Below are 24,366 nucleotides of genomic sequence, written 5' to 3' on the forward strand. Positions count from 1 at the left end.
CGTCAGGCGCGCAGGGCCTTCGTCAGCGTCGCCAGCAGCCCGCCGACGCCGCCGTTCGCCCGGTGCCGGGTGAGACCCTCGCTCACCTCGGCGCCCGTGCGGGCCGACACGAACCACGGCGGCTTCGGGAGGATGGTCGCTCGTCCGCCACCGTTCAGGACCGGCAGGGAGCGTGGGAACGGGCGGAACGGGCCGCGCAGCACCGAGCGCTCGACATCGTCGAGCAGCAGCGCGTTGTGCACCACGCCGATGCCGCTGCCCACGTCGTCGATCGTGCTGCCGGGGAACGCGCCCCACGTGAGGGTCGGCGTGATGAAGCCGAACGCCGTCCAGCCGTTGATCGCGATCGAGCCGTAGTGCAGCGCGGTGAGCGCCCGGTCGAACCCGCTGCCGAGCGCCTTCTCGGTCGCCGGGTCGATCAGCAGATTGGCGCCGAGCGTGCCCTGCAGCTTCTCGTTGGCGTGCGCGACCGCCGCGTCCAGGAACGCCTGTCCCGTGCCCGGCAGGCTCACCACGCCCAGCACGGGGGCGAAGTACTCGGTGTTCTCCAGCGCCGTGGCGTCGTCGTCGCCGTCGACCTCGACGAGCAGGCGGTCGCCGAGCACGAGCGCGTCGGGGTAGGCGTCGGCGGCGGTCTGCATCCGCGACGCCGAACCCGGGTACCAGGTCGGGCGTTCCGGTGCGTTGGCGTACGCGCGGCGCAGGGCGGCACGGAACGCGTCGGCGCGATCCCAGTCCGCGGACAGGATCACGACCTGACCGGCGATGCAGTTGTGCCCGCTGTTCTGCAGCCGCATGGTGGCGATGTGCTCGGCCTGATACGCGATGTCGGCATCGGTCCACGGGCCGGGCACCACGATGATGGGGGAGACGCCGCCGAGCTCGGCCGTGATGGGCTTCTTCAGCAGCGGGCGGTTCTCACGCCGCCGCCGCTTCGTCGCCGCGGCGCCCTCGCCCGAGGAGGGGCCCCACACGATCGTGTCGAAGGTCGCGGCCGATCCGGTGATGTGCACGTGCGCGATCCCGGGGTGCTGCGTGAGGTAGGCGCCCGCCGCCGGGCCGCCGCGCATGATCCGCAGGAAGCCGGGCTCGATCAGCGGGGCGAGGGCGCGCTTGTACACCGGCACCAGCGGGTCCTGCGTGGGATTGACCTTGAGCAGGGCCGTGCGGTTGTGCGCCAGCAGCTCGTACAGCACGTCGAGCACGGGGATCGAGGTCACGTTGCCGGCGCCGAGCACGAGCCCCACGCCGCCGGACAGCGCCGGCGTGCGCTGCGCCAGTCCCGCCCTGGCCCGCGCGGCGTTCGGCGTTGTGCCCGGCCGCAGCCACACCTCGCCCGTGAAGCCCGACAGCAGGAAGCGGTCGATCCCCGTGAGCGGGAACGCGTGCACGCGGGCGCGGCCGCCCGGCGCGCGGTCGACCTTCACGCCGTCGAGCGGGTTGCGTCCATCGGCCAGGCGGGTCAGCGTGGCGATGGAGGCGTCGAGCGCGCCGAGCACGCTGTACGGACCGCTGAGCCACTCCTCGCCGCGCAGCGGGTGCCGGGCGTCGAGGCCCTTGGAGGCGGCGGCGGTGCGCGCCCAGTCCTCCGCGGTCGCGGCGACGCTCGTGCGCACCTGTCGCAGCAGCGTCGCGCGCTGGGCGATCGTGAGCGCGGCCCACAGCTGCGTCCCGGTGTGCAGCTCCTCGATCGCGGTGTCGAACCGCTCCTGCTCGCCCTCGCCCAGCGGGGGAGAGGCGGGGGCCGTCGCGGCGGTGGCGTCGGAGTCGGGCGTTGTCGTGCGCGCAGGGGTCATCGGCGTCTCCTTCGGACGGTCCCAGCTTAGGCGTCGGTGGTCTGCAGCGCCTCGATGTCCTCCCGGCGCAGCCGGTAGCGCCGGAGGGTCGCCAGGCTCGCGGCCATGAGTGCGGCGGGCAGCACGCTGAAGCTCAGCACGATGCCGGTGATCGCGGCGGGCGGCTGCACGACCGCCTCCCCGGCGACGGTCGAGACGTAGCCCGTCGCGGCCAGAGTGAGCGAGACGGCGGTGGCTCCGAGCGCGAAGCCCACCGTCTCGCCCGCGGTCCAGATGCCGGTGAACGTGCCGGCCTGTCCGGGGCGGCTCGACCGCTCGTCGTGCGAGATCACGTCGGGCAGCATCGCCATCGGCAGCGACTGCAGGCCCGCGTACGCGATGCCGGCCACGGCGACCGCGGCGTACATCCACCCGCCGGGCGACCACACCGCGGCGACGAGGGAGAGCGCGGCCAGCAGGAACAGGCAGCTGGCGATCGCGAACGCCCGCTCCTTGCCGAGGCGACGCGCGACCGCCGTCCACGCGGGCGTCGCCAGCAGTGCCGGGCCGACCAGGGCGACGAACACGAGAGTGACCGCGTCCTCCGAGCGCAGGACCCACGTCGCCACGTACTGGGCCCCGGCCAGCATCGTGCCGGTCGCGAGGGCCTGCAGCAGGAACGTGGCGAGCAGGGCGCGGAACGGCTGACTGCGGCGCAGCGCTCGGAACCCGGACAGGTACTGCTCCCGCCACGCCGACGATGCCGCGGGGTCCCGCGGCCGTGCGGGGTCGTCGCCGGTCGCGGCGGCGGTGCGCGCGGCGATGAGCATGCCGACGCCGATCGCGAGTCCCGCCGCGACGCCCATTAGCAGATACCCGGCGACCGGGTCGGGCGCGGCCGTCCGGAGTGCGGGACCACCGGCACCGAACAGCAGGATCGCGGCCGTCAGCACCACCACGCGCCAGCCCAGCAGTCGCGTGCGCTCGTCGTAGCCGGACGTCAGCTCGGCGGGCAGCGCGACGTAGGGCACCTGGAACAGGCTGAACGCGGTCGCCGTCGCGAGGAAGGCCAGGAGCACGCAGAGCGCCCCGGCCACGGGACCCCAGGCGGGCGGCACCGCGAAGGTGAGGGCGAAGAACACCGGGAGCGTGACGGCGCCGACCACCATGAACCCGCGGCGAGAGCCGGTGCGGGCGAGTTGCCGGTCGGACGCGGCACCGATCAGCGGATCGATCAGCACGTCCCACACCTTCGCGAGCGTGACGATCAGGCCGGCCGCGAGGGCGGCGACGCCGAGGTTGTCGGTGAGGAAGTAGGTCAGCACCAGGCCGGGAAGCGTCGCGTAGCCGCCGGTGCCGACGGAGCCCACGGCGTACAGCGCGATCGTGCGGGGGGACAGCCGGGCGGGGGCGCGGTCGGGTCGAGCCTCGGTGCTCATCGCGCCAGTGTAGCGGCGCGATGGGGCCGGTCAGATGAGCGAGAGCTCGCGCAGCTTCGACTCCACGTCGGCGTTCGACGGCTCGACGTGGTGGGTCGAGTCGGGGTACACCACGACGGGGATGTTGGTGCGACCCGAGATGTCCTTCGCGATGTCCGCGGCGGCGGGGTCGGCGACCAGGTCGACGTACGTGTACGCGACGCCCAGCTCGTCGAGCTGCTTCTTGGTGCGGATGCAGTCGCGGCACCAGTCGGCGCCGAACATGGTGATGGTGTCGGAGACGGGTGAGGTCATGCCTCCAGCCTACGTCCGCGCCGCGGGGGTGGCGCCGAAGAAGGCGGCCAGCGCCGCGGCGAGGGGTGCCGGGGCCTCCTCCGCCATGTGATGGCCGCTCTCGATGCCGTGCCCGCGCACGTCGTCGGCCCAGGCCCGCCAGATGCGGACCGGGTCGCCGTAGAGGTCCTCCAGATCGTCGCGCGTCGACCACAGCACGAGCGCGGGCATCCGCAGGCGGCGCCCCGCGGCGGCGTCCGCCTCCTCGTGCGCGCGGTCGATCGTGAGGCCGGCTCGGTAGTCCTCGAGCATCGCGCGCACGACGGACGGGTCGTGCACGGTGCGGACGAGTTCCGCATGATTCGCGGCGCCCATGGTCTCCGGATCCGCCTTGGGCGCGTACCACGCCTCCGGGTCGGCCCCGATCACGCGCTCGGGGATGTCGGGCTGCGCGAAGAAGAACCAGTGCCACCACCGTGTCGCGAAGCGGGCGTCGGCGCGCCGGAGGTGCTCCGTGAGTGGGAGGCAGTCCAGCAGCGCGACGCGTTCGACCGCCTCCGGGGAGTCGAGGGCGAGACGCAGCGCGACGTAGCTGCCCCGGTCGTGCCCCGCGAGGTGGAAGCGCTCGTGGCCGAGGTGGCGTGCGACGCCGCGGACGTCCTCCGCCACCGCCCGCTTCGAGTGGGCGGAGTGGTCGGGCGTGGGCGCGGGTCCGCGCGAGCGACCGTAACCGCGCAGGTCGGGGCAGATCACGGTGAACCCCTGCTCGACCAGGAGCGGGGCCACGCGATGCCAGGTGGCGGAGGTCCGCGGGTGACCGTGCAGCAGGACGACGGGGGGCCCGGAGCCGCCGTGCCGCACGAAGACGTCGGAGGCGCCGGTGCGCACGACCTCCTCGGTGAACCCCGGGAACAGCTCGCCGTCCGTCATCGCCCGGGGTCCGCCTCGTCCGGCAGCTTCTCCACCGGGGCGATCACGACGTCCTGCACCTTCCAGTCGAGATCGGTGATGCCGGCGGCCGCGGCGGACAGGTCGTGCGTGGTGACCTTGCCCCGGCGCGGCACGACGAAGGCCTCGATGTGGAACACCTGACCCTGATCGCGCATGCGCACGGCGGCTTCGGCGACCCACGGGCGACTGCGCAGATACGACACGATGTCGCCCGCGAGCGGGTGCGGGTTCTTGCTGTCGTACGTGCGGGCGCGCTGGTCCATCAGATCCACGATCGCGGTCCTGGTGTTGCGGAAGCCGTCCCAGATGATGCCGAGCGAGATGAACAGGGCGGCAGCGCCGTCCAGCCACCAGATGCCGATGCCCACCCCCAGCACGCCGACGATCGAGGCGACCGTCGTCTGCCAGTCGGCCTTCGCCATGTCGGCGTCGGCGTAGAGCAGCTTGTTGTGCAGCACGGGTGCCAGCTTCGACTTCGCCGGTCCGTAGAAGAACACGGGTCCGACGATCACGACGACCATGACCGCGACCATGAGCCAGCCCAGCCAGATGGTCTGCCCGAACAGCTGCACCGTGCCGATGGTGGGGTGCTCGCCGGAGATGAGTCCCGTGACCGCCTCGATGGCCAGGTTGAGGCCCACGGCGAGGAGGGCGACACCCGCGACGAGGTGACCGACGCCCATCGCCCTGTGCAGCCCGTACGGGTGCTTCCGCGTGGGGCGGCGGCGCACGAAGAGCAGCGCGGTGAGGAACGCCACCTGCGGGATGAGGGAGAGCATGTCCTCGATCCACGCGGTGCGCATGGCCTGCGACTCGCCCACCACGAGGGCGATCACGGCGATCGTCACCGAGGTGTAGACGATCGTGAAGACCTCCCACCGCACCGCCTTCCGGATCGCGCGCTGCTGCTCGTCCGGGAGGGTCGTCCGTCCGAACTGCCCGGTCGTCGTCATGGCGACCCCACCTTCCGGTCGAGGTACGACTCGAGCGACGAGAGGAAGGCGTTCTCCCCGAGCGGCACGAGCATCACGAGCTCGCGGTCGCCGGCGCCGTCGATGCCGGGGTAGCCGCGCGTGACTCCGGCTTTGTCGATCCAGGGGGTGTCCGGGGTGATGGCGCCGGCGATGAGGTCGAGGTCGCCCTGCTCGAGCATGCGCACGAGGGTCTCCTCCGACGCGACGGTCCAGGTCGTCTCGGCATCGAGGTGCGCCGCGAAGCCGTCGACGAGGTCGACGACGGGTCCTCGTGGTTCGTCGCCGGACAACTCGACGAGGTCTCCGTCGGGGGAGGTCCCGACGCGCAGCTCGCCGCCCGTCACGGCGTTCAACGTGCCGTCGGGGTCGCTGGGCACCGTGATCCCGCAGCCCGCCAGCAGTGCCGCGATCAGCAGCCCGGCGACGGCCGCGGCGGTGCGCCCGGCGCGGGCGGGTCGATCCGAGGAACTCCTACTCACGGCGCTCAGCCTCGCGGGCTCCACGACGGCCGACAACACTGTTGACGGCGGTGGCTGTGCACGCTAGCCCGGTGGGGTCTTGATAGGTAAGGGTATCCTTACCTATGGTGGTCTCATGAGCAGCGCGTGCGAGCACCGGGACGACCCCGACTGGGACGACCTCGTGGGGGTGGTGCTCGTGGCCGGCGATGCGGCGGACGCGGGCGTCATCGCCGGGATCGCGGCGCGGCTGCCGGGGGACGCGCAGGGCGTCATCCTGCTGGAGGCCGCCGCTCATCTTCCGCGCCGGCACATCGATGCCCCCGCCGGTGTCTCCGTGCGCTGGCTCGTCCGCGACGAGGGGATCAGGGCTCATGCGCGCGGCGAGCGGCTGGCGAGTGCCGTGCATGCGTGGTGCGTCGAGTGGACCTGCACGGAGCCGCCCGAGCACTGGACGGTCTGGCTCGGTCCGCACACCCCGCCGCACGTGGCCCGGATGGCACGCAGCCTGCTCGGCGTCGCGAACTGAGCGGACGAGGGCGCCCTCCCCGATCGGATCGGGAAGGACGCCCTCTGGTCCTGACCTGACCTCAGCCGCGCGGCATGGTCAGTCCGAGATCGAAGCTCAGGTCCGGGGAGAGATGGAAGTTGGCGTGCACGGATGCCGCGAGCACGTTCTCTCCCTTCGTGAGGAGCTTCGCCGGAACGGTGAAGGTGACGCGGTGGGCCGCCGCGGTCGTCGCCCGGGGCGCCGCCGTGGCGTACGTCTCCGCGGTGATCGCGCCGTCGGGAAGATTGCTCCGCCCGAGCTCGACCCCGTTCAGGTAGAGCACGACACCGTCGTCCGCGACCACCGTGACCGAGCCGTCGTGCACCGCCGCCGGGTCGTCCACGGTGAAGGTGTGCCGGAACTGGGCGCTCAGCGGTGCGGTGTCACCGCCCGCGCCGAGGTCGGTGGTCGCGGAGGTCACGCCCCGGCCGAACAGCGCCTCACCCGTGCTCCAGTCCGAGTCGTCGAACCCGACGGCGTTCCAGTCGGCCGGGAGCGCCTCGGTCGAGGAGCGCCACGACCAGGTGGAGCCCTCGGCGACGGTCACCGCGTCGGCCGCCGGATCGGCGTCGGGAGCGGCGTCCTGATCGGGATCGGCCTTCTGGTCGCCGCCCGCGTCGGGATCCGGAACAGGGTCGGGGGCCGTCGCGGTCGTCGTAGCGGTGACGGCGGTGACCGGTGAGGCTTCGCCGTCCGCGCCGAGCGCCGTCACACCGTACTCGTACGCCGTCGAGGCCGCGAGGTCCGTCTCCGTGAACGCCGTCTCCGGCGCGGCGACGGTTCCGACCTGGTTCCCAGCCCGCGTGATCACATACGACGCGGCCGTGTTCGCGCTCGCCGGCGCCGTCCACGACAGTGTCGCCGAATCCGCGGTGGCGGTGGCCGTGAGGTTGGTCACGGGGCCCGGCGCGGTGGAGCGCCGTGCCGTGAAGGCGAGGTCGAAGCCGAGGTCCGGTGTCGCCCGGTAGTTGGCGTGGACCGATGCCGCGAGCACGTTGGTGCCGTCGACGAGGGTGCCCGCCGGTACCGAGAACACGGACCTCGCTCCCGACGCGGTCTTCTGCGAGACCACCGCGGTCGCCGTCGTGTTCTGCGTCGGGGTGCCGTCCGGCATCCGCACGCGCCCCAGCTCCTTCCCGTTCAGGTAGAGGATCACGCCGTCGTTCGCGATGACCGAGACGGTGCCGTCGACCACCGAGGCGGCGTCCTGCACCGCGAAGCTCTTCCGGAACTGCGCGCTCACCGGCTTCGTCGCGGCGTCGGACGGATCGAGGTCGGTGGTGGCGCCGCTGATGCCGCGGCCGAACAGTGCCCGGCCGACCGTCCAGTCCGCGTCGTCGAAGTCGGCCTCCGACCAGGTCGACGGGAGCGGGTCCGTGGATGACCGCCACGACCACGTGTCGCCGTTGCCGATCAGGGTCAGCGCCGACGCCGGAGCGGGTTCGACCGTGAACGCGGCCGTGCTGGCCGACCGGTTGCCCACCGCGTCGCGCGCCCGCACGAACCAGTTCGTCGGCTCGGCGGTGACGGGCGCCGTATAGGTCGCGGCCGTGGTGGTCGCCACGACGCGGTTGCCGCGCAGCACCTCGTACACGAGCCCGCCACCGGCGTCCGTGGAGCCGCCCCACGTGAGCACCTGCTGATCCCCGCTCGCCGTGGGCGTCGCGGAGATCGGACCGGGTGTCGTCGGCGCGGTGCTGTCGCGGGGGGCGAAGCGGATGAAGCCGCCCGACCACTGGTTCACGCCACCCGCCCGCATCGAGTCGGTCAGGTCGCCGCCGACCCACAGCGTCCCGGTGCTGTCGAAGAACGAGCCCCACACGCCCTGCCCCGCACGCGAACGGACCACGGGAGACCAGTCGGGGATGTAGTGTCCGGTCGCCGCGTCCCAGGCTCCGGCGAGGTTGATCTTGTCGACCTCTGTCCAGGGTTCCGTGATCTCCCGCTTGAGGTACTTGTCCTGGTAGACCTCGTCGCCGCAGTGGCAGCCCGCGATGACCACCGAGCCGTTGTCGTCGACGGTCTGCATGTCGCCGCCGTCGTGCGCGATCGAGCCGCCGACCAGCTGGAAGGTGGAGCGGTCGTAGGAGAACAGCGAGTGTTGCGAGCCGCCGAGATACACGCGGTCGCCGACCTCGGTCACCCCGTTCTGCCAGATGTAGCCCTGATAGTTGCCGTTCGCGTCGACGGTCGCCTCGCTGAACGTCGGGACCCACAGCGGCGACACCAGCGGAGCGCCGGCCACGGTCTGCAGCGCGACGGCGCTCGGCGTCGACGTCGTCTGCTTCCGCGTGAAGTAGCCGGAGAAGTACGTGCGGTCACCGCGGTCCGAGGCGTCGACCGCGATGGCCGTGCCGTTCAGGTTCGCGTTCCAGTTCGTGTCCGGGGTGCTGGTGGACAGGAGGATGCGACCACCGTTCCAGGCGCTCGCGCTCTTTCCCGAGCCCACGGCCGTGAGATGCGTCATGGCCCCGGCGACGTAGAGGTAGCCGTTCTTCACGTCCAGGTCGTGCACCGAGGGCACGGCACCGACGGCGCGGCTCTGCACGGCCACCTGCGGCCCGGAGAGCCGGCCGGTCGTCGGGTCGAGGAACGCGAGGCCGACCTGAGGGGTGCCGTCGACCTGGGTGAACTGGCCGCCGATGGCCACGCGTCCGTCTGGCAGTGCGGCGATCGCCTTGACCTGTCCGTTGAGCTGCGGCCGGAACGTCGACACCCACTGTCCGCTGTTCACGTCGAAGCCCGCGAGGTACGGCTGCTCGACCCGTCCGGCGCCGTCTCGTGACTGCTGCACATACCGGAAGTTCCCTCCGGCGAACACGGTGTTCCCGACCTGACCGAACTCCGCGACTTCGACGTTGAGCTCCCCGTCCTTGCCGTTGGCGAGGCCGGAGACACCCCACACGGTGCGCTGGGCGTTGCTGTCGGGGATCGAGCGCAGCGTCGAGGCGGCCGTGCCCGTGGCGGGCACGGTACCGAAGTCGAGATCGGCGAGCTTCAGCTGCGGCCGTACGAACATCTGCGCGAAGGGGATCGCGAAGCCGGCGCCCGCCGGGGCCCACAGGTACGACGTCGGGGTGTCCTGCCCGGTGATCTCGGCGCCGTACGACCAGCCCATCAGGTACCGGTGTGACTGCCGCTGGGCGAAGTAGGAGCCGTTCCATCCCGTGTCGTGCCCGAAGCCCGACTGTGAGGGGCCGCCCCAGCCGACGGCACCCGTCCAGCCGCCGGTGCCGGTGAAGCCGCCGATGATCCAGTCCTTGATCGGGTTGCCGCCGGCCATGGTCCAGTTCCAGCGGTCGCGGCGCGCGAGGCTGAAGCGAACCTCCTGCCACCGGCTGCCGTCGACGGCCGATGCGCGGTGCACGCGGATGCTGTCCGGAGGGAGCTGGTCGGGACGGGCGCCGTCGAGGAGCCCGTCGACGGTCTTGGCCGGCAGCTGTGCCGGCGCGAAAGCGGCCGTCCCCGAGGGTGTCGTGGTGATCTGCTCGGGCGTTCCCACGCCGTTGTAGTTCTCCTTCCACCCCTCGCGTCCGCGGCCGATCATGACCCAGCCTCCGCCGAGGGTGGTCTGGTCGCAGTAGAACTGCTGCGGGTCCACGAGCGTGGGCGTGACCAACCAGTACACCCCGTCCGCCGACCCGGGGTTGTTCTGCTTGATCTCCCAGCAGGAGGCGGCCGCGGTCTCCGGGGTGAGCCCGTCCGGTGCGCTGGCGCCCGCCACCGGAGCGTTCTCGGTCGGCGCGTTCTCGGCCGCCGCGATCTCGACGGGCGCGTTCGCGTCGAGCGCGTTCTCGGTCGCTGAGGCGCCGAGTGGCGCCAGGAGCGAGCCCGCCAGGACCGCGACCGTCGCGATCCCCACGAGGGCGCCCGCGCGGGCGGAGCCCCTCTGCGTGCTTCTGGTCATTGTTGTTCCTTCCTGATGGGGGGCGGGGTGCGGCGTGAGGTCAGCCGCGAGCCATGGTCATGGCGAGGTCGAAGCTCAGATCCGGTGTGGTGCGGTAGTTGGCGTGCACCGAGGCGGCGAGCACGTTCGTGCCCTTCACCAGCAGGCGGGCGGGAACGACGAACGAGACGCGGCGTGCCGAGGCGCCCCGAGCAGCCGCCGACGCCGAGGCGAACGTGTTCTGGCCGATCGCGCCGCCCGGCATGCGCGCCCGGCCGAGCTCGACGCCGTTGAGGTACACGACCACGCCGTCGTCGGCGATCACCGTGACCGTGCCGTCTCGCACGGTGGCGGGGTGGGTGACGGTGAACTCGTGGCGGAACTGGGCGCTGATCGGCGAGGTCGACTGATGGCCGGGATCGATGTCGGTCGCGACGCGCGCACCCCGGCCGAGCAGCGCCGCGCCCGTCGCCCATCCCGAGGCGTCGAAGCCGAGCGTGTTCCATCCGGCGGGGAGGGCGGCGTTCGTGTACCGCCATGACCACGCGGATCCGTTCGCGATCGCGATGGGCGCGTCCGCCGTGGTGCTGGCCTGAAGGGTCGCCGCGGTCGAGGCCTGTCCGTCGGCCGCGACGGCGACCACGGTGTAGCGGTGTCCCGCCGAGGCGGCGAGGTCTCCGTCGGAGAACGCGACGGTCGGCGCGGCGACGATGCCCACCTGCTTCCCGTCACGGCGGATCACGTACGACGCCGGGGCCGTGCCCCCGGCCGGGGCGCGCCACGTGAGGGCGATCGTGTCGGCGGTGCTCGTCGCGGACAGGCCGGTGACGGGCTGCGGTGGGGCAGCGCGCTCGCCGATGAGGGCCAGGTCGAATCCGAGGGCGGGCCGTGCGCGGTCGGCGGTGTGCACCGAGACGGCGAGCACGTTCGTGCCCTCGATCAGGGCGTCCGCGGGGATCGGGATCACGACCCGCCCCCCGGCCGCCTCGAGCGGTGAGACGGCCTGCGTCGCGAGCGTGTCCGCGGTGACCTGTCCGTCCGGCATGCGGATGCGTCCGAGTTCGGTGCCGTTGAGTGTGAGCACGGCGCCGTCGTCGGCGATCACGGAAACGCGTGCGTTCGTGACGGTGGCAGCGTTCTGCACCTCGAACGACTTGCGGAACTGCGCGCTCAGCGGTCGCCCGCCCCCACGGCTGAGCGTGGTGGCTGCACCCCGCACCCCGGCGCCGAACAGTCCGGACCCGGTGTGCCAGGAGGAGTCGTCGAAGCCCGGCGTCGTCCAGTCGGAGGGAGGGGCGGTCGCCGAATAGCGCCACGTCCAGGTGTCGCGGTCGCCGATGAACGTGAGGTCGGCCGGGGAGGGGGGCTGCACGACGAAGGCCGCGGTGCCCGCCGATCGGTTGCCCGCGGTGTCACGCGCTCTGACCTGGTACGCGGTGGGGTCGGCGGTGATCGGCACGGTGTAGGTCGATGCCGTGGTGGTGGCGACCACACGGTCCCCGCGCAGCACCTCGTAGACGACGTCCGTGGTGTCGGTCGACGCGCCCCAGGTGAGCACGGCCTGCTCGCCGCCCGCGACCGGGGTGGAGGTGATCGGCCCCGGGGTGGTGGGCGGCGTGCTGTCCCCCGGGGCGAACCGGGCGAAGCCACCCGACCACTGCGTCGAACCGCCGGCGCGGACCGAGCGGTCGAGGTCACCGCCGACCCACAGCGCTCCCGCGCTGTCGACGAAGCTGCGCTGCACGCCGAGGTGACCCGCGAAGCCGAGCCGCGGCGCCCAGTCGGGGAGGAAGACGCCGGTGGCCCCATCCCAGGCACCCAGGCCGTCGAGGCGATCGACCTGGAGCGCCCTCGCCCGCATCTTGCGCGTCTTCCGCTTCAGCGTCTCACCCTGGTACTGGTAGGTGTAGCGCCCGCACGCGCAGCCGCCGATCACCACCGTTCCGGCGGCGAGGATGCTCCGGATGTCGGAGCCGCCCGAGGCCGTCGACCCGGTGAGCACGCGAAAGGTGGCGTGGTCGTATGCGGCGATCGAGCGGCGCGTCGAACCGAGGTAGACGCGCCCGCCCGTCTCCACCACGGCGCGTGCAGGGACTCCGGTCGCGCTGAATGCCGGTGCCCACAGGGGAGGCACCGGAGCGGCACCCGGCGCGGTCGTCAGCGCGGCCGCGCTCCGGGACGGGGTGGTGCGCGTCGCCGTGAAGTACCCGGCGACGTACGCGCGGTCGCCGAGGTCGGACGCGTCGATCGCCAGCGCGGTGCCGTTCAGATCGGGGTTCCACTCCGGGTCGGGGAGGCCGGTGGCGAGGTCGATCCGTCCGCCGTTGTGCGCGGGCGTCGCGGCGTCGGCGTCCGCGGCGGACAGGTGGGTGAACGACCCTGCGAGGTAGAGCTCGTCGCCGTGCACGTCGAGGCCGAGCACCGCCGGTGTGCGCGCGGTCTCGCGCTGCTCCACCGTCACCTGGGGGCCGGCCAGGCGGCCGGTGCTCGGGTCGAGCAGGGCGAGCCCCGGTTGCGGCGCGCCGTCGACGGTCGTGAACCGGCCGCCGATCGCCAGGCGACCGTCGGGCAGGGTGGTCATGGCGGTCACCTCGCCGTCCAGGTCCGGTCGGAATCGCGGGAGCCATTCGCCCGTCGTCACATCGAAGGCCGCGAGGTACGGCTGCTCCGCGCGACCGATCCCCGACTCGGTGCGCTGCACGTACCGGAAGTCGCCGCCGACGAACACGCTCGCGCCCGCCTGCCCGAAGGCGCGCACGGCGGCACTCCCGTCCTCGTCCTGCGCCGACTGGGCCACACCCCACTGCGTCTTCATCGCGGTGCTGCGGGGGAGGGCGCGCACGGCTGCGGCGGGCGTGCCGGTGACGGGTGCCGTCGGGAACGAGAGATCGGACAGCCGGAGCTTCGGGCGGACGAAGACCTGCGCGAACGGGATCGCGTAGCCCTCGCCCGCCGGAGCCCACAGGTACGACGAGCTGTCGCCGGTTCCGGTCACCGTGCGGCCGTACGCCCACCCCGCCTTCTTCTTGTGCGTCGAGCGGCGGACGAACGACGAGACATGCCACCCGTCACCCTCGCCGAAGCTCCGGGAGCTCCCACCCGTGCCGCTCGTGCCGTCGAACACCCAGTCGCGCAGGGGGTTGGCGCCGCCCAGCGCCCAGGTCCAGCGGTCGCGCTGCTGGATGCGGAAGCGCACCTCCTGACCGTAGGTCCCGTCGATCGAGGAGGCGCGGTGCACCCGCACGCCGTCTGCGAGCTTGTCGACCCGGCCCCCGTCGAGGAGGCCGTCCACGGTCTTCGCCGGAAGCTGGATCGGGGTGAAGGCGCCGGGGCCGTCCGGCGTCTCGGCGAGCTGCGTCGGCGCGCCCTGCCCGGCGTAGTCCTCGCTCCACCCCTCGCGGCCACGCCCGATCATCACCCATCCGCCGCCGTACTCCTCCTGAGCGCAGTAGAACTGCTGCGGAGCGACGAGCGTCGGCGTGACCAGCCAGTAGACGCCGTCGTCCGAATCGGGGTCGTTCTGCTTGATCTCCCAGCACGATGCGGCGGCGGTCTCGGCGGTGCGTCCGTCGGGAGCTGCGCTCCCGGTCCCGGCGGCGCGCGCGGAGGGCGCCGACAGGGGTGCGAGCAGGGAGCCGACCAGCGTGGCCGCGGCGGCCAGCGCCACCAGCGTGCGCGCAGATCTGTTCCCCCACCGAATCGCGTCGGTTCGCATCGTGTCCTTCCGGAGTGATCCGCGGCGGAGCGCGGGCTCGGCGTCGCTCCCGGTGGGGGTCCCGGGTCGGACGGCGCCTAGGTCGCTGCGTCCGAGCATGCCGCCGGCACGCTCGGAGTCCTGCGCACTCCTCGGTTCATGGCACGAGTGGCGCGCTTCGGGGGCGGACGCCGGTGTCCGCCCCCGAAGGGTCGCGTCGCGTCAGCGGGTGGACGCCGTAGCGGCGCCGGCCGCGTTGGCGGTGATGGCGTCGAGCGCACGACGGAGCGCGGAGCTCGACGTATGCGCGGTGTACGGGAAGTAGACGACCTCGACGCCGACCTCGGCGAACTCGCGCTCGAGGCGCAGGCCCTTGTCGGTGCCTCGCCAGTCGTCGCCCTTGAAGAAGTGCGTGAACTGCACGTCTCTCCAGGAGTCCATCTTCGAGGGCGTGGTCTCGATGTAGACGTCGTCCACGAACGAGATGTGCTTGACGATCTCTGCGCGCTCGGCGGTCGGGATGACCGGCTCGATGCCCTTGACCTGCCGCAGCATCTCGTCGCTCACGACGCCCGCGATCAGGATGTCGCAGTGCTGCTTGGCATGCCGGAGCAGATTCAGATGCCCCACATGGAAAAGGTCGAATGCTCCGACGGCATAGCCGATACGCGTCCCCATGATCTCCCCAGATCACTAAATCCCCAGTTAAGCGGATCCCCACCCACTTAATGCGACTCCCACAGCCGCGCTGCCAGAGTCTATCAGACGCGGGTTTCCCCGCCCATAGGTCGGCGTGAAACGATGGAGCGCGCAGGCGCGGTGCCTGCCGAGCGAAGGGGACTCGAGTGGGGCCAACCGTCACGGTCATCGTGCCGACGTTCAACGAGCGCGACAACGTCGCCGAGCTCGTGGCGCGCACGGCGGCGGCGCTTGCCGGTCGGCAGGCGGAGATCCTGTTCGTGGACGACAGCTCGGACGACACCGTCGCAGAGGTCGAACGCGTGGCCGTCGACGCGCCGCTCCCGGTGCGGGTGATCCATCGCGCCGAGAACACCGGCGGGCTCGGCGGTGCCGTCGTGCTCGGGTTGCACGCCGCAGCCGCTGACCTCTGCATCGTGATGGACGGCGACCTCCAGCACCCGCCCGAGCTGCTGCCCGCGCTCCTCGACCGGCACGCCGAGGGCGGGGCGGACGTGGTCGCGGCATCGCGCTACATCGGCGGCGGCGACACCAGCGGCCTCGGCACGGCGCTGCGCTTCGGGGTGTCCCGCGCGGCGACGTGGCTGACCAGGGCCATGTTCCCCATCCGGCTGGCCCGCAGCACCGACCCCATGACGGGCTTCTTCCTCGTGGACCGGTCGCGCCTCGACCTCGACGGCTTGAAGCCGCAGGGGTTCAAGATCCTGCTGGAGATCCTGGCGCGCAACGACCTGCGCATCGCCGAAGTGCCGATGGAGTTCGCCGAGCGGCGGCACGGGACGTCGAAGGCGAGTATCCGCCAGGGCGCCACGTTCATCACCCATCTCGCTCGGCTGCGCTTCGGGAAGATGTCGCTCTTCGCGCTGATCGGCGTCATCGGGGCCGTGGCGAACCTCGGCATCATGTGGGCGCTGACGGCCGCGGGCGTGCCGTACGTCTGGGCGGCGATCATCGGCGCCGAGGTCACCATCATCGGCAACTTCCTCTTGCAGGAGCGCTTCGTGTTCGCCGACATGCGCACGGACGCCCGAGCGCTCGGCATCCGCTTCGCGAGCTCCTTCGCGTTCAACAACGTCGAGGCGGCGCTGCGCATCCCCGTCATGGCGCTCATGGTCGAGACCTGGCACATCTCCAGCGTGCTGGCCACGGCCCTGTCGCTGATCGTGGCGTTCTTCGCGCGCTTCCTCTTCCATTCGCTCGTCGTGTACGCGCCGCAGCGTCGCCGTCGTGGCGAGAGCGCGGAGCCCGAGACCGACACCGCGGCGCAGCGCGTGATCCGCGCGATCGACGTCGAGGTGATGAAACCGGGCGAGCTCTGAGGCCGGCGCTCTACCATGGACCTGACCGGCAGGGGGCCGGGCTGCTGGGGGAGTGGTGAAAAGAGCGATCTTCGACGCCAAGACGCGTCTGCTGATGCGGAACGACCGACGCGCCTTCGAGGTGATGGTCCGCAATGAACGTCTGGGGGGCGCGGCCTTCGAGGACCTGTCGCGGGGCGCGGCGACCCGCATCGCGCTGCACGCGTTCGACTCGTCGCCGTTCTATCGCGAGCTGTACGCGGGGGCGGGGTTCGGTCGGGAGGACGTCGCGGAAGCGGGCAACTTCTCCGCGCTGCCGGTGGTGACCAAGGCCGCGCTGCGCGACGCGGGGGATGCCGTGCTCTCCACGACGGTGCCCTCCTCGCGCGCGCTGGTGTCGCAGACGGGCGGCACCACCGGGTCGCCGTTGCGGGTGCGCAACGACCAGGCCGCCCCGACCGCGGCGATGTGGTGGCGGATCTACCGCTGGTGGGGCGTGCATCCCGCGGACGACATGGCCTTCATCTATCGACGCCTCCGGCAGGGCAGGGAGGCGCTGGTGTACGCCGCGCAGTGGTGGCCGAGTCGCCACCTGCACCTCGATGCGCGGGCGATCACGGACGACGCGATCGAGACGTTCGTCCGCGACTGGCAGCGGGTGCGTCCGCGGCTGCTCGTCGCCTATGTCGAGGGCGCGACGGCCGTCGCGACGCACCTGGCGCGGACGGGGCGGACGCTGCCCACGTCGGCCGTCTCCGTCACGGCGGCGATGCTGCAGCCGGGGCAGCGCGCCCTGCTCGAGTCGGTGTTCCGTGCTCCCGTGTTCGACACGTACCGCTCGGCGGAGATCCCCTGGATCGCGGCCGAGTGCGAGCAGCACGAGGGACTCCACGTCGCGGGCGATCAGCGCCTGGTGGAGATCGTCGACGACGCGGGGCGTGCGGTGGATGCGGGGACGGAGGGCTCGGTCGTCGTCACGGACTTCAGCAACGAGGTGTTCCCGCTCGTGCGGTACGAGATGGGGGACCGATCACGGCGACTCGACGGCGCGTGCGCGTGCGGGCGGGTCTTCCCCCGGATCGCCCCCGTGCAGGGACGACTGGCCGATGTGGTGCGAACCCCGTCGGGGCGCCGCATCACGGGAGGCCTGAGCGGGCTGTTCCTCGGCGACCCCGGAGCCATCCGGCAGATGCAGGTCGTGCAGGCGGCGGACTACGCGGTCACGATCCGCTACGTCCCGACGACTCCGGGAGGGGCGCGCGATGCCGCCGCGACAGCGGTGCGTGCCCTGCGCACGCTGCTCGATGACGACGCCGTCGCGGTGTCGGCGATGGAGGTCGAGAGCATCGAGAGCCAGGGCGGCAAGGCTCGGCTCGTGATCTCGCACGCCCCCGACGCCCCCTGAGGCGCGTAACGCTCACGGCTCCTGAACAGGACCGAGTACTAGACTTACGCCGTTCTGCGCCCGACGACGTGTCGGGCGCCGCATTGGGGGAGTGCACAAGTGGCAACACACTGGACATTGGAAGACCTCTATCGAGGGGTCATGCAGTCGTGGATGGTCCTGGTGGGGACGATCGTCGCGTTCGCGTTGGTCGGTTTCGGGATCTTCCTGATCTATCCGCAGAAGTACACGGCGGAAGCGCAGCACACGGTCGAGCCGATCAGCGTGCTCTCGACCGGATCGAGCTTCAACACGGTGAACATGGAGACCGAGAAGGTCGTGGCGACCTCCACGGCCGTGCTCAAGCGCGCCGTGGAAGACCTCGACGACACGTCGATCGAGGCGCTGCGCAACAACACCGTGATCGACGTGCCGCGGAACTCGCAGGTGCTGAGCTTCCAGGTGACCGCGAACACGCCGCAGGAGGCGGCCGACCGGGCGAACGCGCTCGCTGAGGCGTACGGCGCTCAGCGCACCGACAACGCGCGTGCCGTCGTCGAGCAGACCACGGCGGAGTTGGGGGACTCCATCGCGCAGCTGCAGGCCGTCGTCGACTCGCAGCCCATCGACAGCAGCGAGCGGGCTGCCACGCAGCTCCAGCTGCAGGGTCTGCTCGACCAGCAGGCGCGGATCACCGCGACGCCGTTCTACTCGGGCACGCTCGTGACGCCGGCCGATCCGCCGCAGAAGTCGAACCGGCCCTCGGTGCTGGTCTTCATCGCCGCGGGTCTCTTCCTCGGCATCCTCGTCGGCGCCATCGCCGCGCTCATCGTGTCGCGCGTGCGCAACGGACCGGGCGCCAGCTACAAGCGCAGTGTCGCTGGCGAGGTCGACGCCGACGATGCCGACGACACCGAAGAGGTGCCGGAGCACGACGACGTCGCCCTCGATGAGGACGACCGGCTGCTGGAGCCGGAAGACGCGGGGCTGCCGGTCTCGCGTCCGATCGGAGCTCCGAAACGCGGGCACACGACCTCGCGGCGCTGAAAGGCCACGAGAAGACGAAGAGGGCACCGGGTCATGACGACCCGGTGCCCTCTTCGCTTGTCTCGTCAGCCGGAGTAGCTCCAGACCCGCACGTAGTCAACCTGGAAGTCGAGGTTCTGGGTCGCCGCCTTGTCGGCCGGGTTGGGGAGGCCCCAGTAGGTCGTCGACGGACCCACGTGGAGGTTCAACCGCATGTGCAGCGGTGAGCCGAAGTAGTTCGGGTTCCACAGGTTCGGGTGGGTCGCGGGGGTCGCGCGCAGCAGCTGCTTCCCGTCGACGATCACGGCCGCGTACGTCGGCGTGAACTCGAACGCGTACGTGTGGAAGTCCTTCCACACCGGTGTCGCGGCGCCGTAGTCGGCGTGATGCCAGATGTAGCGCTGGTTGGCCGAGGGCGTCGAGGTGTGCGTGTGGACCGTCGTCGTGGCGGTGTCGATCCGCTGGTCGCGGACCGCGGCGTCGTCGTAGCCCCACGCCTCCATGATGTCGATCTCTCCGGACTGGTTGTTGCGCAGCCAGAAGGCGGCCAGCGAACCGAACGTGTTCGGGCCGCTCGGCGTCTTGGCGCGGATCTCCCACCGACCGTACTGCTGGCTCATGCTGACGTCATCCGCCTGCAGGCGGCGCTGGTCCAGGTATCCGGTGTTGTGCCAGAGCTCGCGCGGGCCGCTCTGCGTGGAGGGGCGGATCGCGGGGGTGGTCCGCCAATCGGCGCGGATGTGGAGGACGCCGCTCCCGTCTACCGACACCTGGTCGCGGGAGGGGACGGCCGCGTCGAAGAGGAGGCCGAGGTCGTCCTGGCCGCGGACGTTCCACTTCGCGGGGTCGACCGCGGGGCTGCCGGAAGAGTCGCGGTAGGTGAACTCGTCACGCCAGGTGGGGGCACCCCAGCCCGGGACACTGCCGTCCGATGCGGGAGGCGTCGTCGGCTTCTGCGGCTGCGCCGGCGGGGTGGTCGGCTTCGGCGTCGGGCTCGGTGTTGTCGTGGGAGTCGGTGTCGGAGTCGGCGTGGGCTTCGGCGGCGGTGTCACGGCCGGCTTGTCCTCGCGCACGAGGTGGGCGTCGAAGCTGATGTTGTGGGTCTCTCGCCAGTTGGAGAGCACCTGCACGGCGATGGTGTTGGTGCCGGTGCGGAACAGTCGGCTCGGGATGGAGAACGAGACCGGGTTCTTGCGGGCGGCGGTGGACGACGGAGCGGCGGTCGCGTAGCTCTTGTCGGTGATGCGCCCGGTGGGGGCGTTCTTGCGGCCGATCTCGACGCCGTTGATCCAGATGACGATGCCGTCGTCGGCCCACGTGTTCACCCACGCCCATTCCGGCATATCGGAAGTGAGCGTGAAGGTCTTGGTGGCGTACGTGGCGATCGGCTGCTGACCCGACGTGCGGGGGATGAGCGTGCCGATGGTGCCGACACCGGTGCCGGCACCGAGCGGTGCCGTGCCCGTCTTCCAGGTGGTGGCGGCCGTCTGCCACCCGGCAGGCGGAGGCGTCGCGGCCCGGTAGTAGGACCACCCCGCGGAGCCGCGGGGGATCACCGAGGTGATCGTGGTGTCAGCGGCCACGGCGGGCCCGCTGGCGACGACGGATGCCCCGACGACCGCGAGCGCGGCGACGAAGGCGAAGAGGATGCGATGGATGGGGGTTCGGGTGTGTGTCTTCAGTTTCATCTCGAGGGGGAGCGAAACGGTGCTGTGCAAACCGGTCGCTCGCACAGCACCGTCCGGGTTGCGGATGCGGGCCGAGCATTCCCCCTCGATGCATCCTGTGGACGGGTGTTGTCCGCCTACTATACGGCGTCGCTCCCCCAAAGCTCCCTGACAATTCCCGTGGTGCTCTCGATCGACGACCGCGACGACGCGCCGAACACGATCGACTCGACGTTCGCGTGGTCGTGGATCCACTCCAGGGCGCGCCGCGGCGGGATGGCCCCGGACGCGAACACCGACATGGCCACGGGGCGGAACGGGCGCTCACGCAGAGCCTGCTCGTACGCCTCGATGCCGCCGGACATCCGGAAGCCGATCTCGTTGATGTTCGCGCACACGATCGGGTTCTTCACTCCGACGCGGTCGAGCGTGTCGAGCAGCATCGGCAGGTTCATCGTGATGAAGCCGGGCTCCGCGTTGTAGCGCTCGCGCACGTGACGATCGAAGATCGCGAAGGCCTCGTCGAAGCCGAGTCCCAGCATCAGGTCGACCACGACGTTCTGGAGGAAGACCACCGGGGTGTTGAGGCCCTGGAACATCTTCATCTCCGCGTCGACGAGCAGCGTGATGATGCCCTCGATGTCTTTCTTCATGAACGACTTGCCGCCGCGCACCGCTGCGTTGAGCAGACCCTCCTCCGGGAGGAACTGCTTCAGCGCGCCGAGCATGCCGTTGTCGGTCACCGCGTTGGCGTACTTGTGCGCGTACGGCATGCACGGGTAGAAGCGGTAGTCGGCGTACCGCTGCGGGTTCGCGCGCATGTGATCGCAGACCTCGGCGATGCGCTCGTGCGTGGTGCACATGAGGGTGCGGATGCCGTTGTCGAGGGCGATGTCGACCACGTCGATGATCGCCTGGGTGTCCTGGAAGCGGATGGCCTGCGCCCGCGCCTTCTCCTCCGACATGTGGTTGATGCCGAAGAACTGGTTGTCGCCCAGCAGCAGCCGGTCCATGGTCGTCGTCGTCATCTCGCTCATGCCTTCCTCCCGCGTCCGAACAGTCCGCGTTTCGCCGCGGGTGCCGCGGCGACCACGGCAGGTGCCGGTGCGGACTCCGCAGCGGCAGCGGAATCCTGCAGGATCCACTCGATGACGCGGTCCGTCTCGGCCGCTCCGGCGAAGCCGTTCTCCCGCGCCTCCGTCTCGCCCGCCGCGATGGCGTCGACGAACGATGCCAGCTGCGCGCTGTACTCCTCGCCCCGGAGGTAGAAGGCGACCTGCTCGGTGAGGTCGGTCGTGTAGGAGATGTTCCACCCCGCACGGTAGCCCGCCGGGATCGTCGCCCCCTCGCGGAGGTAGACGCGCAACTCCTGGCGGTCGGCGATGATGCGGCCCTGCGAGCCGGAGATCGTGACCGAGGTCGACATCTTCCGGAAGGACTCGTCGGACCAGTTGACCGAGAGCTGCACGCTCAGGCCGTCGGGGTAGTCGAGCGTGGAATAGACCTCGTCGTCGATGTCGGCGGAGAAGATGCTGTTCAGCACCGATCCGCGGACGCGCTCCGGCGTGCCCAGGTACCAGTTGACGAGGTTGAGCGGGTGTGCCGCGTAGTCGTAGACGCATCCGCCTCCCGTCGACCGCTTGGTGCGCCAGGTCGAGCCCTTCGGCTTGAGCACGACGGGCCCGTAGGCCTCGGCCAGGACGTGCGTCACACGACCGAGCGCTCCGGCGTCGAGCAGGCGCTTGACCTCCTGGAACGTCGCGATGAAGCGGTTGTGGAAGCCCACCTGTGCGATGAGCCCCCGCTCGGCGGCCAGCGCGGCGAGCTCGAGCGATTCGGCCGCGCTCAGCGTGAGCGGCTTCTCGCAGAAGACGTGCACACCGCGCTCGAGCGCGCTGCGGACGAGTGCAGCGTGCGAGGCGTTCGGCGTGGCGATGATCACCGCCTCCGGCGCCGCGTCGTCGAGCATCTTGTCGAGCGTCGAGTACGTCGGCGCCCCCGTGTACTTGTTCAGCACGTCGAGCAGGTAGTCCGTGGCGTCGACGACGCCCACCAGCTCCACGTTGTGCAGAGCCCGGACGATGGACAGATGGGAGAGCCCCATCTTCCCCACGCCGACGACTCCGACCCGAACACGTCGTGTGTCAGTGTTTTCTGGCACGACGAAATCCCCTTCCCCAGTTGGTTTCCCCTTCAGAAGCGCCTCTCCCCGTAGAGACGCCAGCCGCTATACTAACCCGAAGTCCGCGCTGATGGCAGTGCGAACTTCGCGCCGGGATGGGGCCCGGTGCATCTCAGGGGATTCCGACGCACGCCGACGGCGTGGGTCGGACGCGTCACACAAGGGGAGTGACCATGCAGTTGGATGTTTCTGTCGTCCTGCCGACACACAACCGACCGGAGCTGATGAAGCTCGGCGTCGAGAGCGTGCTCGCGCAGAAGACCTCGGCCACGGGAGAGGTCGTCATCGTGTTCGACGCCTGCCCGATCGAGGTGCCGGACGTCGAGGTGCCGGAGGGGTGGACGGTGCGCGGCATCTCGAACACCCGCACCCGCGGACTCGCCGGCGCGCGCAACTCGGGGATCCTGGCCGCCGAGGGGCGGCTGGTGGCCTTCCTCGACGACGACGACGAGTGGCTGCCCGGCAAGCTCGCCGCGCAGCTGCGCCGCTTCGAGGAGAAGCCGGAGGCGATCATCGTCGGCACCGCCATGGTCGTCGACGACGGCACCAACCGCATCGTCCGCCGTGTGCCATCCGATGACCTCACTCACGAGGACTTCCTGCGCAACCGCAACCCCGGCCTGCACTCGTCGAGCCTGATGTTCCGGCGCGAGGTGCTCCTGGGCGAGCTCGGACTGATCGATGAGGAGCTTCCGCGCAGCTACGGCGAGGACTACGACATCCTGTTGCGCGGTTCCTCCCTCGGGCTCGTGACCGTGGTGAACGAGCCGCTGGTGCGCGTGCTGTGGACGGGGCAGTCGTACTACTTCGGGAAGTGGGCCGCGTACGCCGAGGCCCTGCAGTACCTCCTGCGCAAGCACCCCGACTTCGCGACCATCCCCGCGGCCCTCGGTCGCATCGAGGCCCAGGTCGCGTTCTCCCTGGCCTCGGCCGGGCAGGGCAAGGAGGCCCGCTCGTGGGCCTGGCGCGCGCTCCGCCACAACCCGAAGCAGGTCAAGGCGGCGCTCGCGATCGCCATCTCGTGGAAGCTCGTGACCCCGCAGGCGATCACGAAGGTCGTCCAGAAGCTCGGCCGGGGGATCTGACGCCATGAAGATCCTCATCGCCTGTTCCTCCGGCGGGCATCTCACCCAGGCGCTGGCGCTGCGGGACTGGTGGGGCGAGCACGAGCGGTGCTGGGCCACGTTCCCGGTGGAGGATGCGCGCTCGCGCCTCGCCGACGAGAAGGTGTACGAGATCCACTACCCGACCGTGCGGAACGTGCCGAATCTGCTGCGCAACTTCGGTCTCGCCCGACGCGTGCTGGCCGAGGAGCGGCCCGACATCGTGTTCTCGACCGGCGCGGCCATCGCCCTGCCGTTCTTCACCCAGGCGCGGTTCTTCGGGGCGCGGACGGTGTACCTGGAGCCCGTCGATCGCATCACCTCACCCGGCCTCAGCGGGCGACTCGTCTACCCGTTCGCGGACGAGTTCCTCGTGCAGTGGGAGCGGATGCGCCGGTTCTACCCCGGGTCGCGCAACGTGGGGGTCGTGCTGTGAGCGCGCCGCTGGTCGTCGTGTCCGCCGGCACGTACCACCTGCCCTTCGACCGGCTCTCGCAGTGGGTGGAGGAGTGGCTGCACCGGAACCCCGGCGTGCGCCTCGTGATGCAGCACGGCCCGTCCGCTCCGGTCGACGGCGCCGAGAACGTCGAGATCCTGCCCTACACCGAACTCCTGACGCTGTGCCGGGAGGCCGACGCGGTCGTGCTCCAGGGCGGCGCCGGCGGCGTGATGGACATGCGTGCCCTCGGCATCGTGCCGATCGTCGTGCCGCGCGTGCCCGGAGACGGCGAGGTGGTCGACGATCACCAGCTCGTGTTCAGCGCGGAGATGGCCGAGCTCGGGATCATCCGGCGCGCCCTGTCCTCCGCTGAACTCGCCGCCCAGCTCGACCGCGCGCTCTCCGGCGGCGCGGAAGCCCCCGGGACGATCGCCACGCCGGGGGCGGACACCGTGCGCGCCCTGCTCGAGCAGCCGGTCCGCCGCGCGCCGTGGTTCGCCTTCGTCCCGCGCGTGTTCCGCAGCGGGGCTGCGATCATCGCGACCAAGCTGCGGCGCTGACGCTCGGG

19 protein-coding genes are annotated in these 24,366 nt (G+C 71.1%); 7 read left to right on the forward strand and 12 right to left on the reverse strand.

What is annotated here, in order from left to right; translation table 11 throughout:
- Nucleotides 1–2: 2 nt before the first annotated feature.
- Genes DW297_RS03265 through DW297_RS03290 form a run of 6 tightly spaced genes read right to left on the reverse strand, consistent with a single transcriptional unit; the run spans nucleotide 3 to nucleotide 5,891 of the window.
- Nucleotides 3–1,796: an aldehyde dehydrogenase family protein gene (locus tag DW297_RS03265; protein ID WP_136029326.1), complete on the reverse strand. Its 1,794-nt coding sequence runs from the start codon at nucleotides 1,794–1,796 to the stop codon at nucleotides 3–5.
- Between the two features lie 26 nt (nucleotides 1,797–1,822).
- The gene (locus DW297_RS03270) at nucleotides 1,823–3,214 is read right to left on the reverse strand and encodes an MFS transporter (protein WP_136029329.1); all 1,392 of its coding nucleotides are present in this window, start codon (nucleotides 3,212–3,214) and stop codon (nucleotides 1,823–1,825) included.
- A 30-nt stretch (nucleotides 3,215–3,244) separates the two neighbouring features.
- A complete protein-coding gene (locus DW297_RS03275) occupies nucleotides 3,245–3,508 on the reverse strand; it encodes a glutaredoxin family protein (protein ID WP_136029330.1) in 264 nt (87 codons plus the stop codon).
- A 9-nt stretch (nucleotides 3,509–3,517) separates the two neighbouring features.
- Complete coding sequence (locus tag DW297_RS03280; RefSeq protein ID WP_136029333.1) at nucleotides 3,518–4,417, reverse strand: alpha/beta fold hydrolase; 900 nt, start codon at nucleotides 4,415–4,417, stop codon at nucleotides 3,518–3,520.
- Nucleotides 4,414–5,391 (reverse strand): cation transporter, encoded by a 978-nt coding sequence (locus tag DW297_RS03285; RefSeq protein ID WP_136029334.1) that lies wholly within the window; start codon nucleotides 5,389–5,391, stop codon nucleotides 4,414–4,416. Before DW297_RS03285 ends, DW297_RS03280 begins: the two co-directional genes overlap by 4 nt.
- Entirely contained in the window at nucleotides 5,388–5,891 is a 504-nt protein-coding gene (locus tag DW297_RS03290) for a hypothetical protein (RefSeq protein ID WP_206251856.1), read from the reverse strand. Before DW297_RS03290 ends, DW297_RS03285 begins: the two co-directional genes overlap by 4 nt.
- 115 nt (nucleotides 5,892–6,006) lie before the next feature.
- Here DW297_RS03290 and DW297_RS03295 point away from each other — a divergent pair, with 115 nt between their 5' ends.
- Entirely contained in the window at nucleotides 6,007–6,399 is a 393-nt protein-coding gene (locus DW297_RS03295) for an SIP domain-containing protein (RefSeq protein ID WP_136029336.1), read from the forward strand.
- A 61-nt stretch (nucleotides 6,400–6,460) separates the two neighbouring features.
- Here the strand turns inward: DW297_RS03295 and DW297_RS03300 are convergent, their stop codons facing one another.
- From DW297_RS03300 to DW297_RS03310, 3 genes are all read right to left on the reverse strand, one after another.
- Nucleotides 6,461–10,327, reverse strand: a complete 3,867-nt coding sequence (locus DW297_RS03300; RefSeq protein WP_136029338.1) for a fibrinogen-like YCDxxxxGGGW domain-containing protein — start codon at nucleotides 10,325–10,327, stop codon at nucleotides 6,461–6,463.
- A gap of 40 nt (nucleotides 10,328–10,367) precedes the next feature.
- A complete protein-coding gene (locus DW297_RS03305) occupies nucleotides 10,368–14,021 on the reverse strand; it encodes a fibrinogen-like YCDxxxxGGGW domain-containing protein (protein ID WP_136029340.1) in 3,654 nt (1,217 codons plus the stop codon).
- Between the two features lie 201 nt (nucleotides 14,022–14,222).
- Nucleotides 14,223–14,678, reverse strand: a complete 456-nt coding sequence (locus DW297_RS03310; RefSeq protein ID WP_136029343.1) for an adenylyltransferase/cytidyltransferase family protein — start codon at nucleotides 14,676–14,678, stop codon at nucleotides 14,223–14,225.
- A 167-nt stretch (nucleotides 14,679–14,845) separates the two neighbouring features.
- On the opposite strand from DW297_RS03310, the gene DW297_RS03315 reads away from it, so the two are divergent.
- From DW297_RS03315 to DW297_RS03325, 3 genes are all read left to right on the forward strand, one after another.
- On the forward strand, nucleotides 14,846–16,018 hold the full coding sequence (locus DW297_RS03315; RefSeq protein WP_136029345.1) for a glycosyltransferase: 1,173 nt from the start codon (nucleotides 14,846–14,848) through the stop codon (nucleotides 16,016–16,018).
- Between the two features lie 55 nt (nucleotides 16,019–16,073).
- Nucleotides 16,074–17,402 carry a phenylacetate--CoA ligase family protein gene (locus tag DW297_RS03320; protein ID WP_136029347.1) on the forward strand — a complete coding sequence of 443 codons (1,329 nt, stop codon included), beginning with the start codon at nucleotides 16,074–16,076 and terminating at the stop codon, nucleotides 17,400–17,402.
- A gap of 99 nt (nucleotides 17,403–17,501) precedes the next feature.
- Complete coding sequence (locus tag DW297_RS03325; protein WP_206251849.1) at nucleotides 17,502–18,428, forward strand: YveK family protein; 927 nt, start codon at nucleotides 17,502–17,504, stop codon at nucleotides 18,426–18,428.
- A gap of 65 nt (nucleotides 18,429–18,493) precedes the next feature.
- Here DW297_RS03325 and DW297_RS18755 read toward each other — a convergent pair whose 3' ends face one another.
- From DW297_RS18755 to DW297_RS03345, 3 genes are all read right to left on the reverse strand, one after another.
- Nucleotides 18,494–20,095, reverse strand: a complete 1,602-nt coding sequence (locus tag DW297_RS18755; protein WP_168442783.1) for a glycoside hydrolase family 16 protein — start codon at nucleotides 20,093–20,095, stop codon at nucleotides 18,494–18,496.
- A 119-nt stretch (nucleotides 20,096–20,214) separates the two neighbouring features.
- On the reverse strand, nucleotides 20,215–21,111 hold the full coding sequence (locus tag DW297_RS03340; protein WP_206251847.1) for a hypothetical protein: 897 nt from the start codon (nucleotides 21,109–21,111) through the stop codon (nucleotides 20,215–20,217).
- Complete coding sequence (locus DW297_RS03345; RefSeq protein ID WP_205814420.1) at nucleotides 21,108–22,235, reverse strand: Gfo/Idh/MocA family protein; 1,128 nt, start codon at nucleotides 22,233–22,235, stop codon at nucleotides 21,108–21,110. Before DW297_RS03345 ends, DW297_RS03340 begins: the two co-directional genes overlap by 4 nt.
- 194 nt (nucleotides 22,236–22,429) lie before the next feature.
- Here DW297_RS03345 and DW297_RS03350 point away from each other — a divergent pair, with 194 nt between their 5' ends.
- From DW297_RS03350 to DW297_RS03360, 3 genes are read left to right on the forward strand one after another with little or no spacing between them, the layout of a single operon-like run.
- On the forward strand, nucleotides 22,430–23,341 hold the full coding sequence (locus DW297_RS03350; protein ID WP_168387168.1) for a glycosyltransferase family 2 protein: 912 nt from the start codon (nucleotides 22,430–22,432) through the stop codon (nucleotides 23,339–23,341).
- Between the two features lie 4 nt (nucleotides 23,342–23,345).
- Nucleotides 23,346–23,795, forward strand: a complete 450-nt coding sequence (locus DW297_RS03355; protein ID WP_136029358.1) for a UDP-N-acetylglucosamine--LPS N-acetylglucosamine transferase — start codon at nucleotides 23,346–23,348, stop codon at nucleotides 23,793–23,795.
- A complete protein-coding gene (locus DW297_RS03360; RefSeq protein WP_136029360.1) occupies nucleotides 23,792–24,358 on the forward strand; it encodes a glycosyltransferase in 567 nt (188 codons plus the stop codon). The genes DW297_RS03355 and DW297_RS03360 overlap by 4 nt, the downstream gene beginning before the upstream one ends.
- Nucleotides 24,359–24,366 lie beyond the last annotated feature (8 nt).

It is taken from the genome of Microbacterium sp. PF5, assembly GCF_004794315.1.
GTDB classification, from domain to species: domain Bacteria; phylum Actinomycetota; class Actinomycetes; order Actinomycetales; family Microbacteriaceae; genus Microbacterium; species Microbacterium sufflavum.